The organism is Cardinium endosymbiont of Dermatophagoides farinae (genome assembly GCF_007559345.1).
GTDB lineage: Bacteria > Bacteroidota > Bacteroidia > Cytophagales > Amoebophilaceae > Cardinium.
In genome coordinates this window covers 671,285-690,028 of the sequence record NZ_VMBH01000001.1, presented here as the reverse complement: position 1 = coordinate 690,028, position 18,744 = coordinate 671,285, and the positions used below count along the sequence as shown (strand labels likewise).

The window sequence follows — 18,744 nt, the reverse complement described above, 5'->3', positions numbered from 1 at the left end:
AATCTTATACTTTCAGCTTGGTATAAATATTTTTTTGTGGTAAATAAATTCCTATAGATCTTGGCATCTGGATTAGATAAATCATGATTATTATCATGATTAGACCAGTAAGACTTACCATATAATCAAACAAGAGTTCTTCTCCAGCCGGAATATCCTGGGTTGCATGAAACAATATAAATGGTGTGCGTCCATCACAACTATTCGGCGATGGAACCACATTTGGTTTACAAGATTTGGAGGATGTAGCATAATAGGTGTGATTCGCATTAATCTTCATTAAGATATTTCCCCGCCCACACGCACTTAGATACAATGGACTAGATGTACCAAGCGGAATAGCAAAACTATAACTATTTAGCTTATTTAACCCATAAATGCTTTTGGTGGCTAAATAAGCTACCTCAACTGCATGGTCGATAGGATCTCCATCACATAGCAATATACCGGTATAGATACCTAATATGGCACCTTTATTGATCTTTTTTTTGGCGACTACTTTATCTTGGCCACGCAAATCTATCCTAGGGTCATCACTTGAAACTTTTCTGACCGCTAAGAGGCTATCGTCTACATGTTTATTTTTATTATAACAATCTGTTAAAAATTTCTTGAACCTTAGATCATTGCTCAGGTCATGAACAGATGGATCTTTTCTCAAATCTCCTAGCGCATTGAGCAGTACACTTGCGCTGCTGCTTAGGAGCATTTGGTCATCTTCATGGATAACATTTGGACTGGTATAGATAGCAGCTTTAACTTTTTGTATCGTCTCAATATATTTTTTATTATGAAGCAGATTGATCAGATTGCTCAATAGATCACAGCATTTCATACCAGACCCTATCAGCATAGCGCATAAATGGTTAGGAAAAACACCGCTTGCTTGTAATGCCTTAAGCCTAGTAAGCATCGCCTCATCGGAGAGCGTATCAATGACCCTTTCAAAGGCTTTATAGGATTGCGCGCCACAACCCTTTAACATACCTGATAAACTGCTTACTTCAAAACCTACTTCCTGTAATGCATGAAGCTTACAGACCATATCATCTCTAGTAATCATATGGACCAGCCTTTCAAAGGACGCAGCAACGTTACTACCTGAACGATACAACATAACCGATAGATTACTAGCTAAAAAACCTAGTTCCTTTAATCGGTTCAACTGAACCAAGATATCCGCTCTAGTTAGCTTATTCACCAACGCTGCAAATGATGCAGCAGCTTGAAGACCAGATTCACTTAACATACTGGATAAATGGCTTACTTGAAAACCTATTTGATGTAATGCCTCAAGCTTACGCACCACCTCCTCCTGAGTTAATGTATGGACCAATTGTTCAAATGCCTTAGCGGCCTGAGTACCAGAGCCACTCAACATACTAGATAAATGGGTCAATAAAATACCTGATGCTTGTAATGCCTTAAGCTTAGCGCGCATCTCCGGCTCAATGAGCAGATTGATTAAGGCCTCAAATGCTTTAGCGGATTGATTGCCACAGCGATACAAAATACTGGATAGATTATTAACTGAAAAACCTACTTCTTTTAATAGGCTAAGCTTAGCGCACATATCCTGCTCAGTTAAGCTACCCACTAACGCTTCAAATGATAGCGGGGCTTGGGTAGCGCAACGATATAATATAGTCGATAAATGGTTGGCTAAAAAACCTGTTTTTTCTAATGCATTAAGCTTACAGACCATATCATCCCTAGTGATCGTATGAACCAACCCTTCAAATGACCCAGCAGCGCTACTACCTGAACAATGCAAGATGCCAGATAGGTTACCAGCTGAAAAACCTACCTCTTTTAATTGGTTAAACTTAACCAACAGATCTGCTTTAGTTAGCGTATTTACTAACGCTGCAAATGATGCAGCGGCTTGACTACCGGAACCACTTAACATACTCGCTAAATGGCTTACCTCAAAACCTACTTGTTGTAATGCCTCAAGCTGACGCACCATTTCCTCCTGAGTTAGTGTATGGACCAATTGTTCCAAGGCTTTAGCGGCTTGACTACCGCAACCACTTAACATACTGGATAAATAGCTAAAGGGAATAGTTGATGCTTTTAATGCCTCAAGCTTAACCTGCATCTCCTGCTCAATAAGCAGGTTGGTTAAGTCCTCCAATCCTTTAGCGGCTTGACTACCAGAACCATTTAACATACTGGATAAATGGCTCAATGGAATAGCTGATGCTTTTAATGCCTCAAGCTTAGAGAGCATATCCTTGTCAGTTAAGCTACTGATTAAGGATTTCAATGCTTTAGGGGATTGCGTACCAGAACCACTTAACATACTAGATAAATGGCTGAATGGAATAGCTGATGCTTTTAATGCTTCCAGCTTAGAAAACATATCCTTGTCAGTTAAGCTACTGACTAATGCTTCGAATGCTTGAGATGATTGGCTATGCCCAAAGGCGCCTAACATACTAGACAGATTGCGCACTTCAATACCTACTGACTCCAATTTATTCAGCTTAGACAACATAGCTTCTCCCGTCAGCCTATTGATTAAGACTTCAAATGCTTTAAAAGATTGCGTACCGTAGCGATGTAACATACCGGATAAACTCCGAACTTCAATACCCATTGCTTTTAAATTTTTTAGTTTACACAACATCTGCTCTTCAATTAGTGTATCGACTAATTTTTCAAATGATGCAGCAGATCGATTGCCAGAGGAATTTAACATGCTGGATAAGTTGCTTACTTTAACATGTACCTCCTTTAATCTTTTAAGCTTAGTCAACATCTCCTCTTTAATTAAAGTATTGATTAACAACTCAAGTGATTTAACAACTTGATTACCACAGCCACGCAACATACTGGATAAAATACTGGATAAATGCATGGCTTCAAGATCTATTTTTTTTAACGCGTCAAGCTTATGAACCATCTGTTGCGCAGTTAGTGTATTAACCAATACCTCAAACGATTTAGCAGATTGATTACCAGAACGATACAACATACTAGATAGATTACTCATTGTAAAACCCATTGCTTTTAATTGGTTCAGCTTTTCAATAATCTTATCTTCAGTTAGCTTATAGACTAATTTCTTAAATGATCCAGCAGCTTGGCTGCTACAACCATGTAACATGCTGGATAGATTAGCCATTGTAAAACCTATTGCTTGAAGCCGGGTAAGCTTACGAATTATCTCCTCTTCACTGAGCTTATAGACTAGTTGCTCAAACGATGCAGCAGCTTGCCTACCGCAACCATGCAAGATGGTGCACAGAATGCCAACTGAAAAATCTACTTTTTGTAATGCTTCTTTTAATCTCTGCAGCTGCTTACGCATCTTCTCTTCAGTTAGCTTATCCACCAACTGCTGAAATGACCGGCAAGATTGATTACCAGCACCATATAACATACTGGATAAACTGTTAAGCTGAATATGGTTATCCATTAGGATATACTCCAACTTAGGTTCTAATTGATATACCCCATCGCGCTTTACCAAAAGTTTATTAAGCAAAGCGGCACAACTATTTAAATCATCCCATTTTTTTAAGAGGCCACTTAGAAAGGTATAGGGTATCTTTAACGCAGGAAAAACCAAGAGTTGTGCTATGATCTCTTCCGATAATGGGCCGTCTTGCTTGTCTATATTATATTTTAGTGATCTAAAAAAAGAGCTATTGGGCAGCAACCGGAATAGTGCCTTTTTTTTATTGGCATTGGGACTATTACCTAAATCAGCATCAATTTTTAGTTCTTTTTTGTGTTGAGTTGCTACACTATATAGATCCAAGTCTACCTTTTGTTGCGACCATCCTTTGTCAACATTTTGCTCAATTGGTGCTTTATGATCTAATGCAGCGCTTACATCGCTTGTAGGGCTTACCGCTCTAGATTGAAATATTTTCCTTCTTTTACCTTGGGAAGATTCACCTTTATCTGAAATAGAAGATTCCAGTTCCCTAGGTCGTTTGCAAGATTGGATTTGCTGACCTGATGCCGCTTGATCGCTTACTGGCTGGTTGGACAGATGGTGCTTAAATAAAATGTGCGAACGGACTTTTAGATAAGTAAAACTACTACAGGAAAAAATAGATGCCAAAACAAATCTACACAAAATAGAAAACAGGGTAATAGATAGCACCATACTTCAAAATTATTAACTATATTGGCCTAGGTTCTAAAAAATCATTTTAGATATTGTGATTTTATCCGGCGCGGAGTATATAAATAAATTTTGAATGATACAATAACCTGCTGGGTATTTATTGAGAGTAATGGTAAAAAAGGTATCTTTATCAAGAAAAAAGTTAAGATAACAATCAAGCGCTCATAATTTTCTAATCCACTGATGCTTTATGATCGGCTACTTGTTCTAAAACATCTATTCTGGCTACAGAAGCAATCTGATCACCTTGCCCCAATCGAATCAGCCGAACGCCCTGGGTAGCCCGGCCTATAACAGGCAGAGTACTTACTTCAATCCGAATGGCCACACCAGATTGGTTCATAATCATTAACTCATCTTGGTTTTTTACAGCATGAATGGCCACTAGCTTTCCAGTTTTTTCAGTAATCTGAATGGTTTTAACGCCTTTACCGCCTCTTTTGGTAATGCGATAATCTGCAAGAGCAGAACGTTTGCCATAACCATTTTCGGACACCACCAACACATCTAAATCTGATGTTGGAAAACAGGCCATACCAATTACACGATCTTGTTTATGGGCTAATGTAATCCCTTTTATGCCAGAAGCGACACGTCCCATAGGGCGAACCTCTTGTTCATTAAACTGCGTGGCCCTACCAGACTCTAATGCCAATACAATATGGTGGGAACCATTTGTTAGTTGCACATCTAATAACGAATCTCCTTCTCGAATCACAATAGCATGAATGCCATTGGCACGTGGGGTAGCATAGGCACGCAATGGAGTTTTTTTAATAATACCTTGTCTAGTACACATAATAACATAATGATTATCAATACAATCATTATCCTTCAAATCTCTAACCTGAATAATGCTACGCACCTGATCACCAGGAGCTATATTGATTAGGTTCTGTATGGCTTTGCCTTGTGTGGTTTTTTTGGTTTCTGGTATCGTATAGACCTTAACCCAATAGATTTTTCCAAATTCGGTAAATATCAGCAAATATTGATGCGCCGTAGCGATAAATAGATGTGCGGTAAAATCATCTTTTTTAGTGATAATGCCCTTGGCACCTACCCCCCTCGACCTTGTAGGCGATAGTCAACCAGTGGAGTCCTTTTAATATAACCTTGATTGGAAATCATAATCACCATTTCCGTATCTGGAATCATATCTTCCATCGTAAATGGATCTGCATCATGCTCCACTACCGTTCTACGTGCATCACCATAACGTTCTTTAAGCGCAATCAGTTCCTCCTTAATCAGCTGCATCCGCAGCGCCTTATCTGCCAATATCGCTAATAAATGGTCAATAAGTGCTTGGACCTGATGGTGCTCTTCTACTATCTTAGCACGCTCTAGACCAGTAAGCCGCTGCAAACGCATTTCTAGAATGGCTTTTGCTTGTAGTTCACTCAAAGGAAATGCATCCATCAATGCTGTTTTAGCAAGCTCTGGATCTTTTGAGGCACGAATCAAAGCAATCACCCTATCCAAATGGTCTAAAGCGATAAGATAGCCTTCCAATAGATGCATTTTTTTCTTGGCATGGTCCAGATCAAAGTTGGTTTTACGTACCAATACCTCATGCCTATGGTCCACAAAATGGGCAATAAGCGCTTTAAGGTTTAAAACCTTAGGCCTACCCTCTACTAACGCTACATTGTTCACGCTAAAAGAACTCTGGAGCTGGGTTTGTTTATAGAGGTTATTGAGCACTACATGGGCTATGGCATCTCGTTTCAGGTCATAAACAATGCGCATGCCCTCTTTATCTGACTCATCTCGGATATCGGCAATACCCTCTATTTTTTTTTCGTTCACAAGATGCGCCGTTCTTTCTATCATGACTGCCTTGTTAACCTGGTAGGGTATTTCCGTCACAATGATCTGCTCCTTGCCATTAGCAGTCACCTCAATCGTAGCTTTCCCACGCAATAGCAGCCGCCCCCTTCCCGTTTGAAAAGCCTCACGCACCCCACTATAGCCATAGATGATACCACCAGTAGGAAAATCAGGCGCTATAATATATTGCATCAACTCAGGAATGGTGATATCATGATTTTCAATATAGACCACAATAGCGCTCAGGGTTTCTGATAAATTATGAGGGGGCATATTGGTGGCCATACCAACCGCAATACCAGAGGCACCATTTAAAAGCAAGTTGGGTAGCTTAGCAGGCAATACCACAGGCTCCTCTAAAGATGCATCAAAATTAAACTGAAAGTCAACGGTATTTTTATTTATTTCTTTAATAAGCTCTTCAGAAATGCGTACCAAACGGGCTTCGGTATACCGCATAGCTGCAGGGGCATCGCCATCGATAGAGCCAAAGTTTCCTTGACCTTCTATGAGTGGATAACGGAGTGACCAACTTTGAGCCATACGGGCCATTGCCTCATAAATGGCTATATCACCATGTGGGTGGTATTTACCCAATACCTCTCCCACAATTCTTGCAGACTTCTTGTAAGACTTACTCTGGCTAAGGCCAAGCTCATACATACCATACAATACGCGTCTATGTACAGGCTTTAAACCATCCCGAACATCAGGAAGTGCTCTGGATACAATAACAGACATAGAATAGTCTATGTAGGCATCGCGCATTTCATCTTCTATATTGATTGGTATAATGCGGTCTGTTGGTGTTATATCCATAAGTAGGGGGATTAAAATTTAGAAATGGTTAAAAATACGAATAAAATGTAGAAAAAGGATAAAAAATGGCATTTTTTGTAGCGCATAAATACCAAATCAATAGATAGGGTATAAGACCTTCTTCAAAACCTATTTGTGATCAGCAGTTTTTAGGAGAAGCGCAGTCGAGCACCGCAGAATACTAAATGTATTTGAGGAGCATAGACAAGCTTCGACACCAAAATTGCCATTAGAAATAGGTTTTGCAGAAGGTCTATAGAATAGCGAAAATATATTTCAAATAGCGCTCTATTTAGATCTAGTCATAACTACAATAGAGGTCTTGTATATATCAACCAAGTTATTGTAAATTTTTTAATAAGTTTTTTTGAAAAAGTTAAAATATTTATTAATATAAGCGCTTGGTGAGTATTCCTAGTACAACCAACAAGTTTGCATGGAATATAGGGGAGGCATTTATTTCGATAACTCATATATTAAAATAGCTATGTTTATGATAACAGTTTACTTATCTTATTTGTTTTTGTTTTTTTTGCATCTATTGATGTTAGGAGGATACAACCATACGATGGCTGCGGATGGTATACATAGTAGCAAGCAAGAAAACGATAGCCATTGCACTGCTACGTATAGCAATCTGGAATAAACAGGCGATCCAAGCTTATAGCGCATAGACATAGTTTTAACCGCCTGAATGATATACTTAAGTATCAGATAAGCGAAAATCTTATGCAACTTGGCAGGCCTACCAACTTGGACAATAAGGATGATCAAGAGAAAATTGTTAAAAGTTTTCGTCAACAGCTGGTTGATATGGTGCCGCACTATCTTCATCCAAATAATAATCTTATTGCTTCTTTAAAGCCTTTTGCACGTTTGTACAGTTTTTATGAAGTCATAAAAGAGCTATTGGATAAATATATCTATGATAATTGGATTGTACACTTACTTATAGATGCAGCTCATAAGTATCAATAGACCTTCTGCAAAACCTATTGCTAAATGGCAATTTTGTGGTCTATACTCCTCAAATACATTTAGTATTCTGGCGACTGCGCCTCTCCTAAAAACTGCTGATCACAAATAGGTTTTGAGGAAGGTCTAATATGTAAAAAAGGATACAAAGACGTATGCTGATGCTATTAAAATTTGCATCGAACAAGCAAATCTTTGTTTTGTAAACGCATAACTGCAAATAGTATGTCTAGTAAAAAAGTTTACCTATTGTATCTACTAATGCTAGGAGGATGTAGTAATATAACGCATCGGCATAGTATATATGAAGCAACACAGAGCAGTAATAGTTATGCTTCTATGCTTATTGATGAACCAAGCAAACAAAATATCCTTGCTCATATTCTTAAATACACATGTAACAACAACATTGATGCACTTAGGGACTGGATAACCGAACGGCTTCTTTAATGTGCCACGCGCGCAAATAATGAAAGTAAACATGACCTGAAGCGCGCTGTTGAGTTATTTCGTATTTATATATATTATAATGTATTGCCTTATGATCTTAATGCACATGTAGAAGATAGCCTTATTGCTAAATTGCTTAATCATGTCAATGCAGTGCATAGTGTTATATTTCCTGCTGTTAATAAAAAAAGTATGTAAGCAATGCCGTTATTGCTAGCTTGCTTAGCCATGTCAATACAGTGATGCTGCCTCACATTAATGAGCGTGCAAATAATAGCCTTATTGGTAAGTTGAATAGTTATATCAATGCAGCACATAGATATAAATGTGCGAAGACATGTACTGAGGCTATAGCGGATATGGTTATTAATATGCTGCGTAGTGTTCTGGACAAATCCTCCTTACCAATAGAGGTCCAAGTCATGTGCAGCTATTTTATATGTAAAACAAAATAGCTGCTTGATAACTGCTTAAGGATGCAACCGCTTAGGGTCACGGGGAAATAGGCTGCTGTAGCGCACATCTGGTAAACCCAAAAAATACTTTAACATACGTTCTAGGCCCATACCAACTCCTGCATGAGGAGGTGCACCATACTTAAATGCATTCAAATAATGGGCTATGGTACTGGGTGCTATACCCAACTCAACAACACGCCCACACAACGTGGTATGGTCATGTATCCGCTGTGCACCAGAGAGAATTTCTGCACCTCGTAACATAAAATCATAGGCATGGGTATATCTCTTATCATTTGGATCAACCATCGTATAAAAGGGGCGCACACAAGATGGATAACGTGTAACCACATACAAGTCTGTATGGTATTTTTCTTTTACAATAGCACTCAATTGCTTTTCATCCTCTGTAGAGAAATCCTCTAAATCTCCCCGTTCCTTTCCATGGGCCTTCAATAAAGCAACTGCATCGGGAAAAGGCACCACGACCAACGCTGATGCAAGGGTTATGGCAGGAACATTAAAAAAAGATTGTATAATGGCAATTTCTCGTTCATATTTTTTATTTAATGCACCAAATAGATCAACCAATAGCTGGTACACCAGATGGACGACTTCCATATAGCTCTGATCTATAACCATTTCAAGGTCAACGCCTATAAACTCTGTAAGATGCCTATTGGTATCGGAGTTTTCTGCACGAAAGACAGGTCCAACTTCAAACACCCGCTTGAAATCACCTATAATCGCCATCTGCTTATAGAGCTGGGGACTCTGTGCCAGGCAAGCAGGCTTACCAAAATAGTCTACCTTAAATACATCTGCACCGCCCTCAGAAGCACCACCTATAAGTTTAGGTGTTTTGATTTCTACAAACCCATGTCCACGCAGATATTGCTGTATATAGAAAAGCATGCCATCATTGACTCGAAAAATAGCCTGCGCCAGGTCAGTACGCAAATCCAATACGCGATTATCCAATCGCTTTACATATTGAACAGATGAAAATAGCTGATTTTCATTTTTCTTATCTTCTATACAAGCTGCTTCTTTTAAGGTAATAGGCAAATCTAATACAGACCTACTGAGTACAGTATACTCCATTATAGCCAACTCAATCGATTGCTGAGAACAAGCCAATACAGCTTTTTCAGGGGAATAAATCTGACCAACGAGTTCAACAAAAGATTCATTTTCAATTTTACGCAATAGATTATAGTCGGCTATAGATAGGGGATTTCCCTCTTTACTTTTTACTAGAACTGCTTGTAAGGTATCGATACCATCTCGTACTATCAAGAACAATACCCGGCCACAGTCTTTCTTAGAAAAGACCCTGCCTCTAATCCTAACGACTTGCTGATTATCTAAACTAGAAAGATTTTTGATCTCTGAAAGTGGATACATATGTTTTAATTTTTTAATAAAATAGACCTACTATTTAATTGGTTTCTGGAAAATGACAAGCTACTTGATGATTTTCCTCTTCTGTTTGAATAAGTGCTGGATGGATGGCAGCACATTGTGCTGCCGCTTTCCAGCAACGTGGATGAAAATAACAGCCACTAGGCAACTCCCTTGGACTGGGCACATCTCCTTGTAGGATAATCCGCTCTTTATGCTTAGCTGGATGAATAGCCGGTATAGCAGAAAAAAGCGCTTTGGTATAGGGATGCTTAGGATTTTTATAGATTTCTGCTGCTGAAGCAGTTTCTACAATCTTGCCTAGATACATCACCGCAACATGGTTGGCTATAAATTCTACCACTCTTAAATCATGCGAAATAAAGAGATAGGTCAGCCCTAGTTCGTCTTGCAAATCCATTAAAAGATTAATCACCTGAGCTTGCACCGAAACATCTAATGCAGCAATGGCCTCATCACAAACGATAAAGGCAGGTTCAACGGCTAATGCCCTTGCTATGCAAATGCGCTGGCGTTGCCCTCCAGAAAGCTCATGGGGATATTTGCATAGGGTAGCTCTAGGCAACCGCACATAATCCAGTAGTTGATAGATGCGATTGGTAGCTGCTGCTTTGCCATCAGCCAGATGATGAATTTTGATCGGTTCCTCTAGGATCTGACGGATAGCCATTCTAGGATTTAAAGCAGCATAAGGATCTTGAAAAATAATTTGCATTTTTCTTCGTATGCTGCGCATCTGCCCAGCACTACAGTGGGTAATATCTACCCCATCAAAAATAATGCGCCCACTAGTAGGTTCAATCAACCGCAAAATGGTTCTACCCAGCGTGGTTTTGCCACAACCAGATTCCCCTACTAAGCCAAGTGTCTCTCCCTTGTATAGGGTAAAGCTTACATCATTCACAGCAGAGACCTTACCAATTGTATGGCCTAAGAGGTGATGCTTTACAGGAAAGGTCTTGCAAAGGTGATCTACTTTTAATAAAATTTCTGTATTGGCTTGCATACCTTTTACTATTTAGGACCATTTTGTAATGGATAAAAGCAGGCTACGGAATGGCCAGCACGCGCTTCTTGAAGGAGTGGTGTACGCGTTCTGCATCGATCCTGTACATTGGGGCAACGGTCTTGGAAGGAACAGCCAATGGGAAGATCGGATAAGGGAGGCACCACTCCAATGGTACGCAACCTACGAACGCGCCCAGATAAAGGAGGAATCGCATCCAATAACGCCTGTGTATAGGGATGCAATGGCGCATTAAAGATAGCTTGTACCGAACTTTTTTCTACAATGCTACCACTATACATAACCGCCACCTCATCACATACTTCAGCTACCATGCCAAGGTCATGGGTAATCAGTATAATACCCATATTTTTTTCTACTTGGAGCCTTTGGATAAGATCCATAATTTGTGCCTGAGTGGTGACATCTAAAGCAGTAGTAGGCTCATCAGCAATCAATACAGATGGCCCACAAGCCAATGCAATCGCAATCATGACCCGCTGTCGCATGCCACCTGAAATCTGATGGGGATATTCTAGCATACGTTGATGGGGAGCTGGTATACCCACTAGCGTTAGCAAGGCTATACAGCGACTTTTTGCCTCTTTTGCTGGAATCCGCTGATGCAACTGAATTGTTTCCATAATCTGTTCACCAATTGTAAAAACTGGGTTGAGTGCCGTCATGGGTTCCTGAAAGATCATAGAAATACGATTGCCACGTATCTCTTGGATCTCTTTTAGCGACAGTTGTAAAATATCCTTTCCTTCGAGCAAAATAGCTTCTGCAGTAATGCTACCCACAGGGGGTTCAATCAGCCGCATCAGCGAAAGCGCCATGGCTGATTTACCAGAGCCAGATTCTCCCACAATGGCTAGGGAACGACCGGAAAAAAGATCAAAGGAAACATTATTCACCACTGTGGTCATCTTTTTACCCGTATAATATTGCGTCATTAAGTTTTTAACTTCAAGAATTTTCATACCTATCGACCTTTTAACTTTGGATCTAATAAATCCCGCAATGCATCCGCTAAAATATTAAACACAAGAACCAGTAAAAACATAGCCATTGTGGCAAAAAAAAGCTCCCACCAAATACCTCTGAGTAATCCTGCTTTGGCATCATTAATCATAATTCCCCAACTGGGCTTGTTTTGAACACCCATACCCAGATAAGAAAGAATCACCTCATGCTTGATGGCAGTTTGGAAAACCAAAGAAAACTGATAGATAATCAAGGGAAGCATATTGGGTAATAGGTGTACAAAAATCTTACGAAGACTACTGGCACCAATAGCCGAAGCTGCCTGCATATATTCTCTAGCTTTATGGCGCATCACTTCACCTCGAACCAAACGACAGGTTTCTGTCCATTCTGTTATAACCAGTGCAATACAAACGGTCTGGATACCCTTTCCCAGCACAAAGGAAACTGCCATCAGTAAAATCATTGTGGGAATAGCCGTTACAACCGTATAGAGCCAAACTACGCATGCATCGAGTATGCCACCAAAATAACCAGCTGCTATGCCAAAGGTAGCGCCAATCACAACGGACCATAAGGCTACAATAAAGCCTACACGCATGGCTACTTCCGCACCATGTAAAACCTTGGCTAGGACACTTCTACCTAAAACATCTGTGCCAAAATAATGTAGACCATTAGGGTGCTGATAAGAGGGACCTACTTCTTCCTGCCAATTGGCTGCGAGCCATCCTACTTTAGTAGATAACGCCACTAAGATATAGCCCAATAAGGTTACAAAACAAAAAAGGTTTAACTTATTGCCTAATAAGGCTTTTTTACTAAAACCAAATTGATGGAGTAGATTATATTGATGCATAGCCTTCTTATAATTTTATGCGTGGATCAACCAAAGTATACAACACATCACCCACTATGTTACACAAGATACTGAGCACGGCAGCCATTATAGTGGCTGCTTTAATGGTTGGAAAATCACAACGGCTTATAGCATCTATTACTACATTTCCTAATCCTGGTATGCCAAAAAAATTTTCTATTACTATAGAACCAAATAACAATGATGGAAAGTCTTTTACAAAGGTTGTAATAATAGGGACCATTACATTTTTAAAGACATGTTTAAATAAGACCGTCTCTTCCTGCAGCCCCTTTGCCCGTGCAGTACGGACATAGTCTTGGTAGATTTCTTCCAACATAATGGTTCTATAAAAACGGTAGTGGTAACAAAAATGAAGCAACACCAGAATAATAGTGGGCAAAATGATATAAGGCACACAAGCGAAAAAGCCTTTTTCATAACCCATTATTGGAAAAAGCCGCAACTTGCAAGCAAAAAACAGCTGACCAATTAGGATATAAACCAATAAAGAAATACTGGTCGTTACAATACAGAAGATAACCAAAAGGCGGTCCCAAATGGTTCCTCTATATTGGGTCATCCAAAGGGCAACAGCTATCACCAATCCATTGCCTATGAAAAAAGCGGGTAATGTAACGGTTAAGGAAACCAGTCCGCCTTCTTGAAATGTTTTTAAAATGTGCTGCTTGGTGGTCCAGGAGTAGCCAAAGTTAAAGGTAAAAGCAGATTTTAACACCTCCCAATACTGCAGATGCCAAGGCCTATCTAAACTTAGTTCACGAGCGAGTAGCACCATAGCTTCCGGTGTTGCATATTTACCCAACAAAATATGCGTAGGGTCTCCTACAAGAATATTAAAGATAATAAAGATTAAAAAAGTAGCTCCTACAATAACTGAAAGCGCATAGCAGAGCCTTCTTAGAAGATATAAAAAAAGATAGGTCATAAAAATGGAAGAGGAGTTACCCTTCGTGTAAATCACCCCTTCCATTTACCCAAATGGATTCAAAACAAATTAAAAGGCTGCTATACCCGAAGAGAAAAATAGGCAAAACAAGAGGCTACTTCGTAGCCTTGATCTTTGCAGCCATATCCACTGCAATATATGCATCTAGAGATGGACAAAAATCATTAGAAACTACATTTTTAACCCAGTTATAATGGAGGTATTGCTGTGAAACATGCAGCGCATAAATCATAGGTACTTCTTCAGCTACTATTTTATTCAACGCTAAATAAAGTGCTTTCCTTTCTGCATAATTGGTTGTAGCCATAGCTTTATCGAACAATGCATTAAAGTGCGCATTTTCATAGAATAAGCCACACAAGCTTTTATTACTGAGTATCTGAAAAACAGAAGAAGGTTCCGGATAATCAGCCTTCCATGCCACCAGATGCATCATAGTAGACCCATTAGCCATCTTCTTCCAGTGCTCTGCAGGAACATTGGTTACCACTTGAATTTCTATGCCAATACGCGCCATACACTTAGCAAAAAATTCTGCTTTATCTTTAGAACTGGTTCCAAAAATAGCATCAAGTGTAATCACAGGCAGCCCTTTTCCGCCTGGATAGCCTGCTTTAACCAAATATTCCTTTGCACGTTCAAGGTTATACCCATAAGTATGCTCCAACGCATTAGCCCCATCCATTAATACAGGAGGCAGCAGCGATTGCGCCAGCTGAGCCGCACCTTTATAAAAAATTTGGTTATAAGTCGCTCTATCAAAAGCCATAGACATAGCCTGCCTTAAACAGGTATTATTAAAAATCTCATGGCTATGGTTAAAGCAAAAAGACTGCGTACTGGCACTAGGGGATTGTGCCAAGACCAACCCTTTTTTACCCCATTTTGATAAAAGCGTATTGTTTTCAATCATATCCAATGCAATACCAGAACCACTAATGAGGGCCATATCCAGTTCTTTACTTTGTAGTTTTAACGCAAGTGGCTGTTCTTCAGTAATGATATCGGTCACCACCTTGTCTACCAAAGGCAACTTTTTACCACCATAAGCCGCTATCATAGACTGATATTCGGCATCTCCTTCAGCAGGAAATAATTTTTCCCTAAACAGAGGATTCTTTATAAAAGTCAATTGCTTGGCTTGCGGATTAAACCCGCCCTCTAGGATAAAAGGACCTGTACCTACCGCATGGTTCACAAACTCAGCACCATAACGGGTTACAGCCTCCGGAGCAACAACAAAAGCGGCCGGCATAGCTAAAAAATCTAAAAAAGCGCCCCAAGGTTGGGTAAGGGTAACCTGAAGGGTATGGTCGTCCAATGCCGTTAGCCCTTCTACTTCTTTTGTGTAATCTGGCTGATGCCTCCATGCATCCAAGCCTTTGATTTTGCCATCTATAAGGCCATAATAAGGCGCCATATTTTTAGGATCTGCTAACCTCTTTAAGCTAAAAACAAAATCAGCTGCTTTAAGGGCCCGACCCTTCCCATTTGGGAAACATGGATCATCGTGAAATAGAACACCTTTCTTAATTTTAAAAGTATAAACCAAACCATCTGGAGCAATGGAAGGCATCCCCTCAGCAAGATTAGGTTCCAACTGGAAGGGCCTTTTTAAATAATGATATTCATACAAGCCTTCATAGAGCTTACCAACCACTTCTGCAGAATAGCGCTCATCTATTCTTACTGGATCAGTGCCATTAATGGAGGATAGTGTTACGTTGTTTAACGTGGGGGTAGCCAGGAGCTTTTGCTTTTTTTTGTACTCTTGGTAGTAGATAGAAGCAAAAACCCATATAGCCATCAATAATAATATTGTCCGTTTACTAATCATAATGAATTGTTTATAATGTTTATAATTTTAAGCCTAAAAAGTATAAGCAAACCTTAGCCAGAACAGGATACCCAAAAGGCCAATACTAGGGTTTTAACTAAATAAAACATAATATCAACAAAGCGGCAGCTAGCACGCAATTTAATTTATTTTACTTTAATAAACAACTGGTAAGAAACTTTTACCTTGCTTTTTGCTTGCAGGTAGTGACTCCACAGTGCCGACTCATACGATTGTTTTCATAATCAACAGTTATTTGGAATTGTATTTTTTTTGCTGTACCATAATAGATGAAGGCTACGCATAAGCTATTACCTCTTATTAAGATTTTTTCCCTTAATAATTTTTTAGTTAGCAGGCGCAAGGTTAAAAGGAGATGCAGTATGCATTGCACTAACCTTGCTTGGTCTTTATGATTGATTACTATAACCTTATGAAACATTAATTTTTTATGAAAAAACAATATACACACTATAGAATAGGTCTACTTACGGGGCTATTAAGCCTTCATACATTGGCGTCTTGTGTACATACAAGGCAAGAGCTAGGCTGGAATCCAAGTAAACGTATCAAAACTTACATAGGCGCAGCCGCAGGATCTTTGATTGCTACTGGACTAGGGGTAGGAATATACAAATACGCAAACACACAGTCAGCAATCTGTACAACAGGAAATAGTACTGATTTAATCGCAGCAGCAACCAATAGCAATGCCACATTCATACCACAAGTAAATCCGTGCTTTACACATTCCATGCAAAATATGAGTACTGAAAAAACAAGTTTTATTATAAATGCAACGCACACAGACCCAACAACTTTCGTCCCAGATGGACAGCCCTATGATAATAGGCTATTACAAAATGGTACTTTCTTAAATGATGAGATCATACAAGACATTAAGAATAGTAAATTTTCGATAAGTAATTTAGAATGCTGGCTTGCTAAAGGCTTCAGTATACATGCAAGAGATAAACAAAATAAAACGCTATTGTTTTATCCACTCCTTCAGCCTGGAAATGAAGAATATGTTAAGTTCTTAATAAAAAAAGGGGTAGATGTAAATGCAAAAGATACAATGGCAGAGCTAACAGCCTTACATGCTGCAGCATGGGCAGGCAATCAGGATTATATTAAAATTTTGCTAAAACATGGAGCAAGTATAAATGCACAAGATGATGAAGGAAGCACACCCCTATGTTATGCAATGTTTAAAGGTCACAAGGGCTGTGCTGAGCTTCTCAAAAAGGAAGGTGCAGATCTTTGTATAAAGGGCTCTAGGCATCGCCATATAATTGACTGTGCACCAAACGGGCGCCTAGATATATTCGACATGGTATGGGATGATTGGAGAAAATGTTCTTGAGGTGTTAGTAAGATGCTAAAGCAAGGCTATTAACTCAACATCTATCCGAACAGCCAATGACTTTAACTGTATGCGTTTAACGTTATGGCCATAATAGGAAAATACCCTTGTAAAAAGTTGCGAAATAGAAGCCGTCCCTTACAGATGATTAGGAAAAACAGCTTTCTTTCAAGCCCGCGAAGCGGGCGGTTTCTGTTTTTCCATCTGTAAGTATTGTTTTCATAATCAACAATTATTTGGAATTGTATTTTTTTGTTTTACCATAAAAGATAGAAGACTAGGCTGGCATAGTTATATAAGCTATTACTGCTTATTAAGATTAGACCTTCTGCAAAACCTATTGCTAAATGGCAATTTTGGCGCTTGCCTATGCTCCTCAAATACATTTAGTATGCTGCGGTGCTCGACTGCGCTTCTCCTAAAAACTGCTGATCACAAATAGGTTTTGCAGAAGGTCTGTTTTTTCCCTTAATAATTTTTTAGTTGGCAGGCGCAAGGTTAAGAAGAAATGCAATATAATACATTGCAATAACCTTGCTTGGTCTTCAATGATTGATAGTACTATAACCTTATAAAACATTAATTTTACATGAAAAAAAACAATATATACACTATAGGATAGGTTTACTTACGGGGCTATTAAGCCTTCATACATTGGCGTCTTGTGTACATAGCTAGGCTGGGAGTTGAGTGAGCCTAAAGAAGCTTACATTGACTTAGGGGTGTTTGCTACTACTAGTCTTGCTGGAGCTGGAATAGCAGCATACAAGCATATAAAAAACAAGCAATTGGCACTGCATACAATAGGAGGTAATAATAGTTTAGGAAAAAACATTCAAAATTTTGGGCCTACATCACTGAGACAAGGTTACACTTTCAACCACATACCCAATATGGATAGTGCAACAGAAAGTCGTATTATAAATGCGATACAAACAAATCCAGCTACCCTGGTTTCCAACGGGCAACCTTACGATAAAATAGCAGATGCTAATCTTATAAAGAAAATTCAATCGGGTGGTGAGCTAGGCCCTAATTTGTCAATAGAGGATCTAAAAAATTTTCTTACTCAAAACAACGTAAATATAAATGCAAAAGATAAAAAAATAGAGTACTAGTGATGCACATAGCTGGCAGGCCAAACGGTGAAGAACTTTTGAAATGGATGATAAAGCATAGGGAAGATCTAGATCTAAATGCACAAGACCAATGGCAGCAAACAGCCTTATTTTATGCAAAAACAAGAGGAGCCTTTGAAACTTTAATAGATCATGGAGTGGATGTGCATGCACGCAACTACTTAAATCAAACAGCCATATTTAGTGCAGTAATTATAGGAAATACGGAAATTATTAAATCTGCTGTAGCACACGGGATAGATGTAAATGCACAAAATATTAACGGAAAAACAGCATTATTCATTACAGCAAGAGAAAAAAGTTGGATACTATCCAATATTTCATGGCGAATGGTGCAGATCCCTGTATAGTCGATAAAAAGGGTAAAACTGCTCGGAAGGGTCTAGAGGAAAATATAATAATCCATATCACGGACAGGAAAAAAGTACTAGCTGCTCTAAAGGAAATAAAGGTAGAAAGAATGTTGGAGAAAGCAG

13 protein-coding genes and 1 pseudogene are annotated in these 18,744 nt (G+C 39.1%); 6 read left to right on the top strand and 8 right to left on the bottom strand.

The window, feature by feature from the left end:
- Positions 1–4 precede the first annotated feature (4 nt).
- Entirely contained in the window at positions 5–4,123 is a 4,119-nt protein-coding gene (locus tag FPG78_RS03180) for an SET domain-containing protein (protein WP_144086580.1), read from the bottom strand.
- Between the two features lie 193 nt (positions 4,124–4,316).
- Positions 4,317–6,796, bottom strand: a pseudogene (gyrA, locus tag FPG78_RS03175) (DNA gyrase subunit A).
- A gap of 493 nt (positions 6,797–7,289) precedes the next feature.
- Between gyrA and FPG78_RS07645 the strand changes: the two are divergent.
- The 3 genes from FPG78_RS07645 to FPG78_RS03165 all read left to right on the top strand — a co-directional run bounded on the left by FPG78_RS07645 (position 7,290) and on the right by FPG78_RS03165 (position 8,221).
- On the top strand, positions 7,290–7,442 hold the full coding sequence (locus FPG78_RS07645; protein WP_223261978.1) for a hypothetical protein: 153 nt from the start codon (positions 7,290–7,292) through the stop codon (positions 7,440–7,442).
- Positions 7,443–7,525: 83 nt separating this feature from the next.
- Entirely contained in the window at positions 7,526–7,774 is a 249-nt protein-coding gene (locus FPG78_RS03170) for a hypothetical protein (protein ID WP_144086579.1), read from the top strand.
- 222 nt (positions 7,775–7,996) lie between these two features.
- On the top strand, positions 7,997–8,221 hold the full coding sequence (locus FPG78_RS03165; RefSeq protein ID WP_144086578.1) for a hypothetical protein: 225 nt from the start codon (positions 7,997–7,999) through the stop codon (positions 8,219–8,221).
- A gap of 470 nt (positions 8,222–8,691) precedes the next feature.
- On the opposite strand, the gene aspS is transcribed toward FPG78_RS03165, so the two are convergent.
- The 6 genes from aspS to FPG78_RS03135 form a co-directional block, all read right to left on the bottom strand.
- The gene (gene aspS / locus FPG78_RS03160) at positions 8,692–10,086 is read right to left on the bottom strand and encodes an aspartate--tRNA(Asn) ligase (protein ID WP_144086577.1); all 1,395 of its coding nucleotides are present in this window, start codon (positions 10,084–10,086) and stop codon (positions 8,692–8,694) included.
- A 34-nt stretch (positions 10,087–10,120) separates the two neighbouring features.
- Positions 10,121–11,110 (bottom strand): ABC transporter ATP-binding protein, encoded by a 990-nt coding sequence (locus tag FPG78_RS03155; protein ID WP_144086576.1) that lies wholly within the window; start codon positions 11,108–11,110, stop codon positions 10,121–10,123.
- A gap of 8 nt (positions 11,111–11,118) precedes the next feature.
- On the bottom strand, positions 11,119–12,093 hold the full coding sequence (locus FPG78_RS03150; protein WP_186292434.1) for an ABC transporter ATP-binding protein: 975 nt from the start codon (positions 12,091–12,093) through the stop codon (positions 11,119–11,121).
- Between the two features lie 2 nt (positions 12,094–12,095).
- On the bottom strand, positions 12,096–12,956 hold the full coding sequence (locus FPG78_RS03145) for an ABC transporter permease (protein ID WP_144086574.1): 861 nt from the start codon (positions 12,954–12,956) through the stop codon (positions 12,096–12,098).
- Positions 12,957–12,963: 7 nt separating this feature from the next.
- The gene (locus FPG78_RS03140; protein WP_223261977.1) at positions 12,964–13,950 is read right to left on the bottom strand and encodes an ABC transporter permease; all 987 of its coding nucleotides are present in this window, start codon (positions 13,948–13,950) and stop codon (positions 12,964–12,966) included.
- A gap of 70 nt (positions 13,951–14,020) precedes the next feature.
- Positions 14,021–15,763, bottom strand: a complete 1,743-nt coding sequence (locus FPG78_RS03135) for an ABC transporter substrate-binding protein (RefSeq protein WP_144086573.1) — start codon at positions 15,761–15,763, stop codon at positions 14,021–14,023.
- A 451-nt stretch (positions 15,764–16,214) separates the two neighbouring features.
- Here FPG78_RS03135 and FPG78_RS03130 point away from each other — a divergent pair, with 451 nt between their 5' ends.
- The 3 genes from FPG78_RS03130 to FPG78_RS03120 all read left to right on the top strand — a co-directional run bounded on the left by FPG78_RS03130 (position 16,215) and on the right by FPG78_RS03120 (position 18,618).
- Positions 16,215–17,129: an ankyrin repeat domain-containing protein gene (locus FPG78_RS03130; protein ID WP_144086572.1), complete on the top strand. Its 915-nt coding sequence runs from the start codon at positions 16,215–16,217 to the stop codon at positions 17,127–17,129.
- 686 nt (positions 17,130–17,815) lie between these two features.
- The gene (locus FPG78_RS03125) at positions 17,816–18,247 is read left to right on the top strand and encodes a hypothetical protein (RefSeq protein ID WP_144086571.1); all 432 of its coding nucleotides are present in this window, start codon (positions 17,816–17,818) and stop codon (positions 18,245–18,247) included.
- A gap of 2 nt (positions 18,248–18,249) precedes the next feature.
- On the top strand, positions 18,250–18,618 hold the full coding sequence (locus FPG78_RS03120) for an ankyrin repeat domain-containing protein (protein WP_223262052.1): 369 nt from the start codon (positions 18,250–18,252) through the stop codon (positions 18,616–18,618).
- The last annotated feature ends 126 nt before the right edge of the window (positions 18,619–18,744 follow it).

What these genes read in the sequence shown, in the direction of transcription:
- FPG78_RS03180 (WP_144086580.1), bottom strand. Translation starts at nt 4,123, where the DNA reads ATGGTGCTATCTATTACCCTGTTTTCTATTTTGTGTAGATTTGTTTTG.
- FPG78_RS07645 (WP_223261978.1), top strand. Translation starts at nt 7,290, where the DNA reads ATGATAACAGTTTACTTATCTTATTTGTTTTTGTTTTTTTTGCATCTA.
- FPG78_RS03170 (WP_144086579.1), top strand. Translation starts at nt 7,526, where the DNA reads ATGCAACTTGGCAGGCCTACCAACTTGGACAATAAGGATGATCAAGAG.
- FPG78_RS03165 (WP_144086578.1), top strand. Translation starts at nt 7,997, where the DNA reads ATGTCTAGTAAAAAAGTTTACCTATTGTATCTACTAATGCTAGGAGGA.
- aspS (WP_144086577.1), bottom strand. Translation starts at nt 10,086, where the DNA reads ATGTATCCACTTTCAGAGATCAAAAATCTTTCTAGTTTAGATAATCAG.
- FPG78_RS03155 (WP_144086576.1), bottom strand. Translation starts at nt 11,110, where the DNA reads ATGCAAGCCAATACAGAAATTTTATTAAAAGTAGATCACCTTTGCAAG.
- FPG78_RS03150 (WP_186292434.1), bottom strand. Translation starts at nt 12,093, where the DNA reads ATGAAAATTCTTGAAGTTAAAAACTTAATGACGCAATATTATACGGGT.
- FPG78_RS03145 (WP_144086574.1), bottom strand. Translation starts at nt 12,956, where the DNA reads ATGCATCAATATAATCTACTCCATCAATTTGGTTTTAGTAAAAAAGCC.
- FPG78_RS03140 (WP_223261977.1), bottom strand. Translation starts at nt 13,950, where the DNA reads ATGGAAGGGGTGATTTACACGAAGGGTAACTCCTCTTCCATTTTTATG.
- FPG78_RS03135 (WP_144086573.1), bottom strand. Translation starts at nt 15,763, where the DNA reads ATGATTAGTAAACGGACAATATTATTATTGATGGCTATATGGGTTTTT.
- FPG78_RS03130 (WP_144086572.1), top strand. Translation starts at nt 16,215, where the DNA reads ATGAAAAAACAATATACACACTATAGAATAGGTCTACTTACGGGGCTA.
- FPG78_RS03120 (WP_223262052.1), top strand. Translation starts at nt 18,250, where the DNA reads ATGCACATAGCTGGCAGGCCAAACGGTGAAGAACTTTTGAAATGGATG.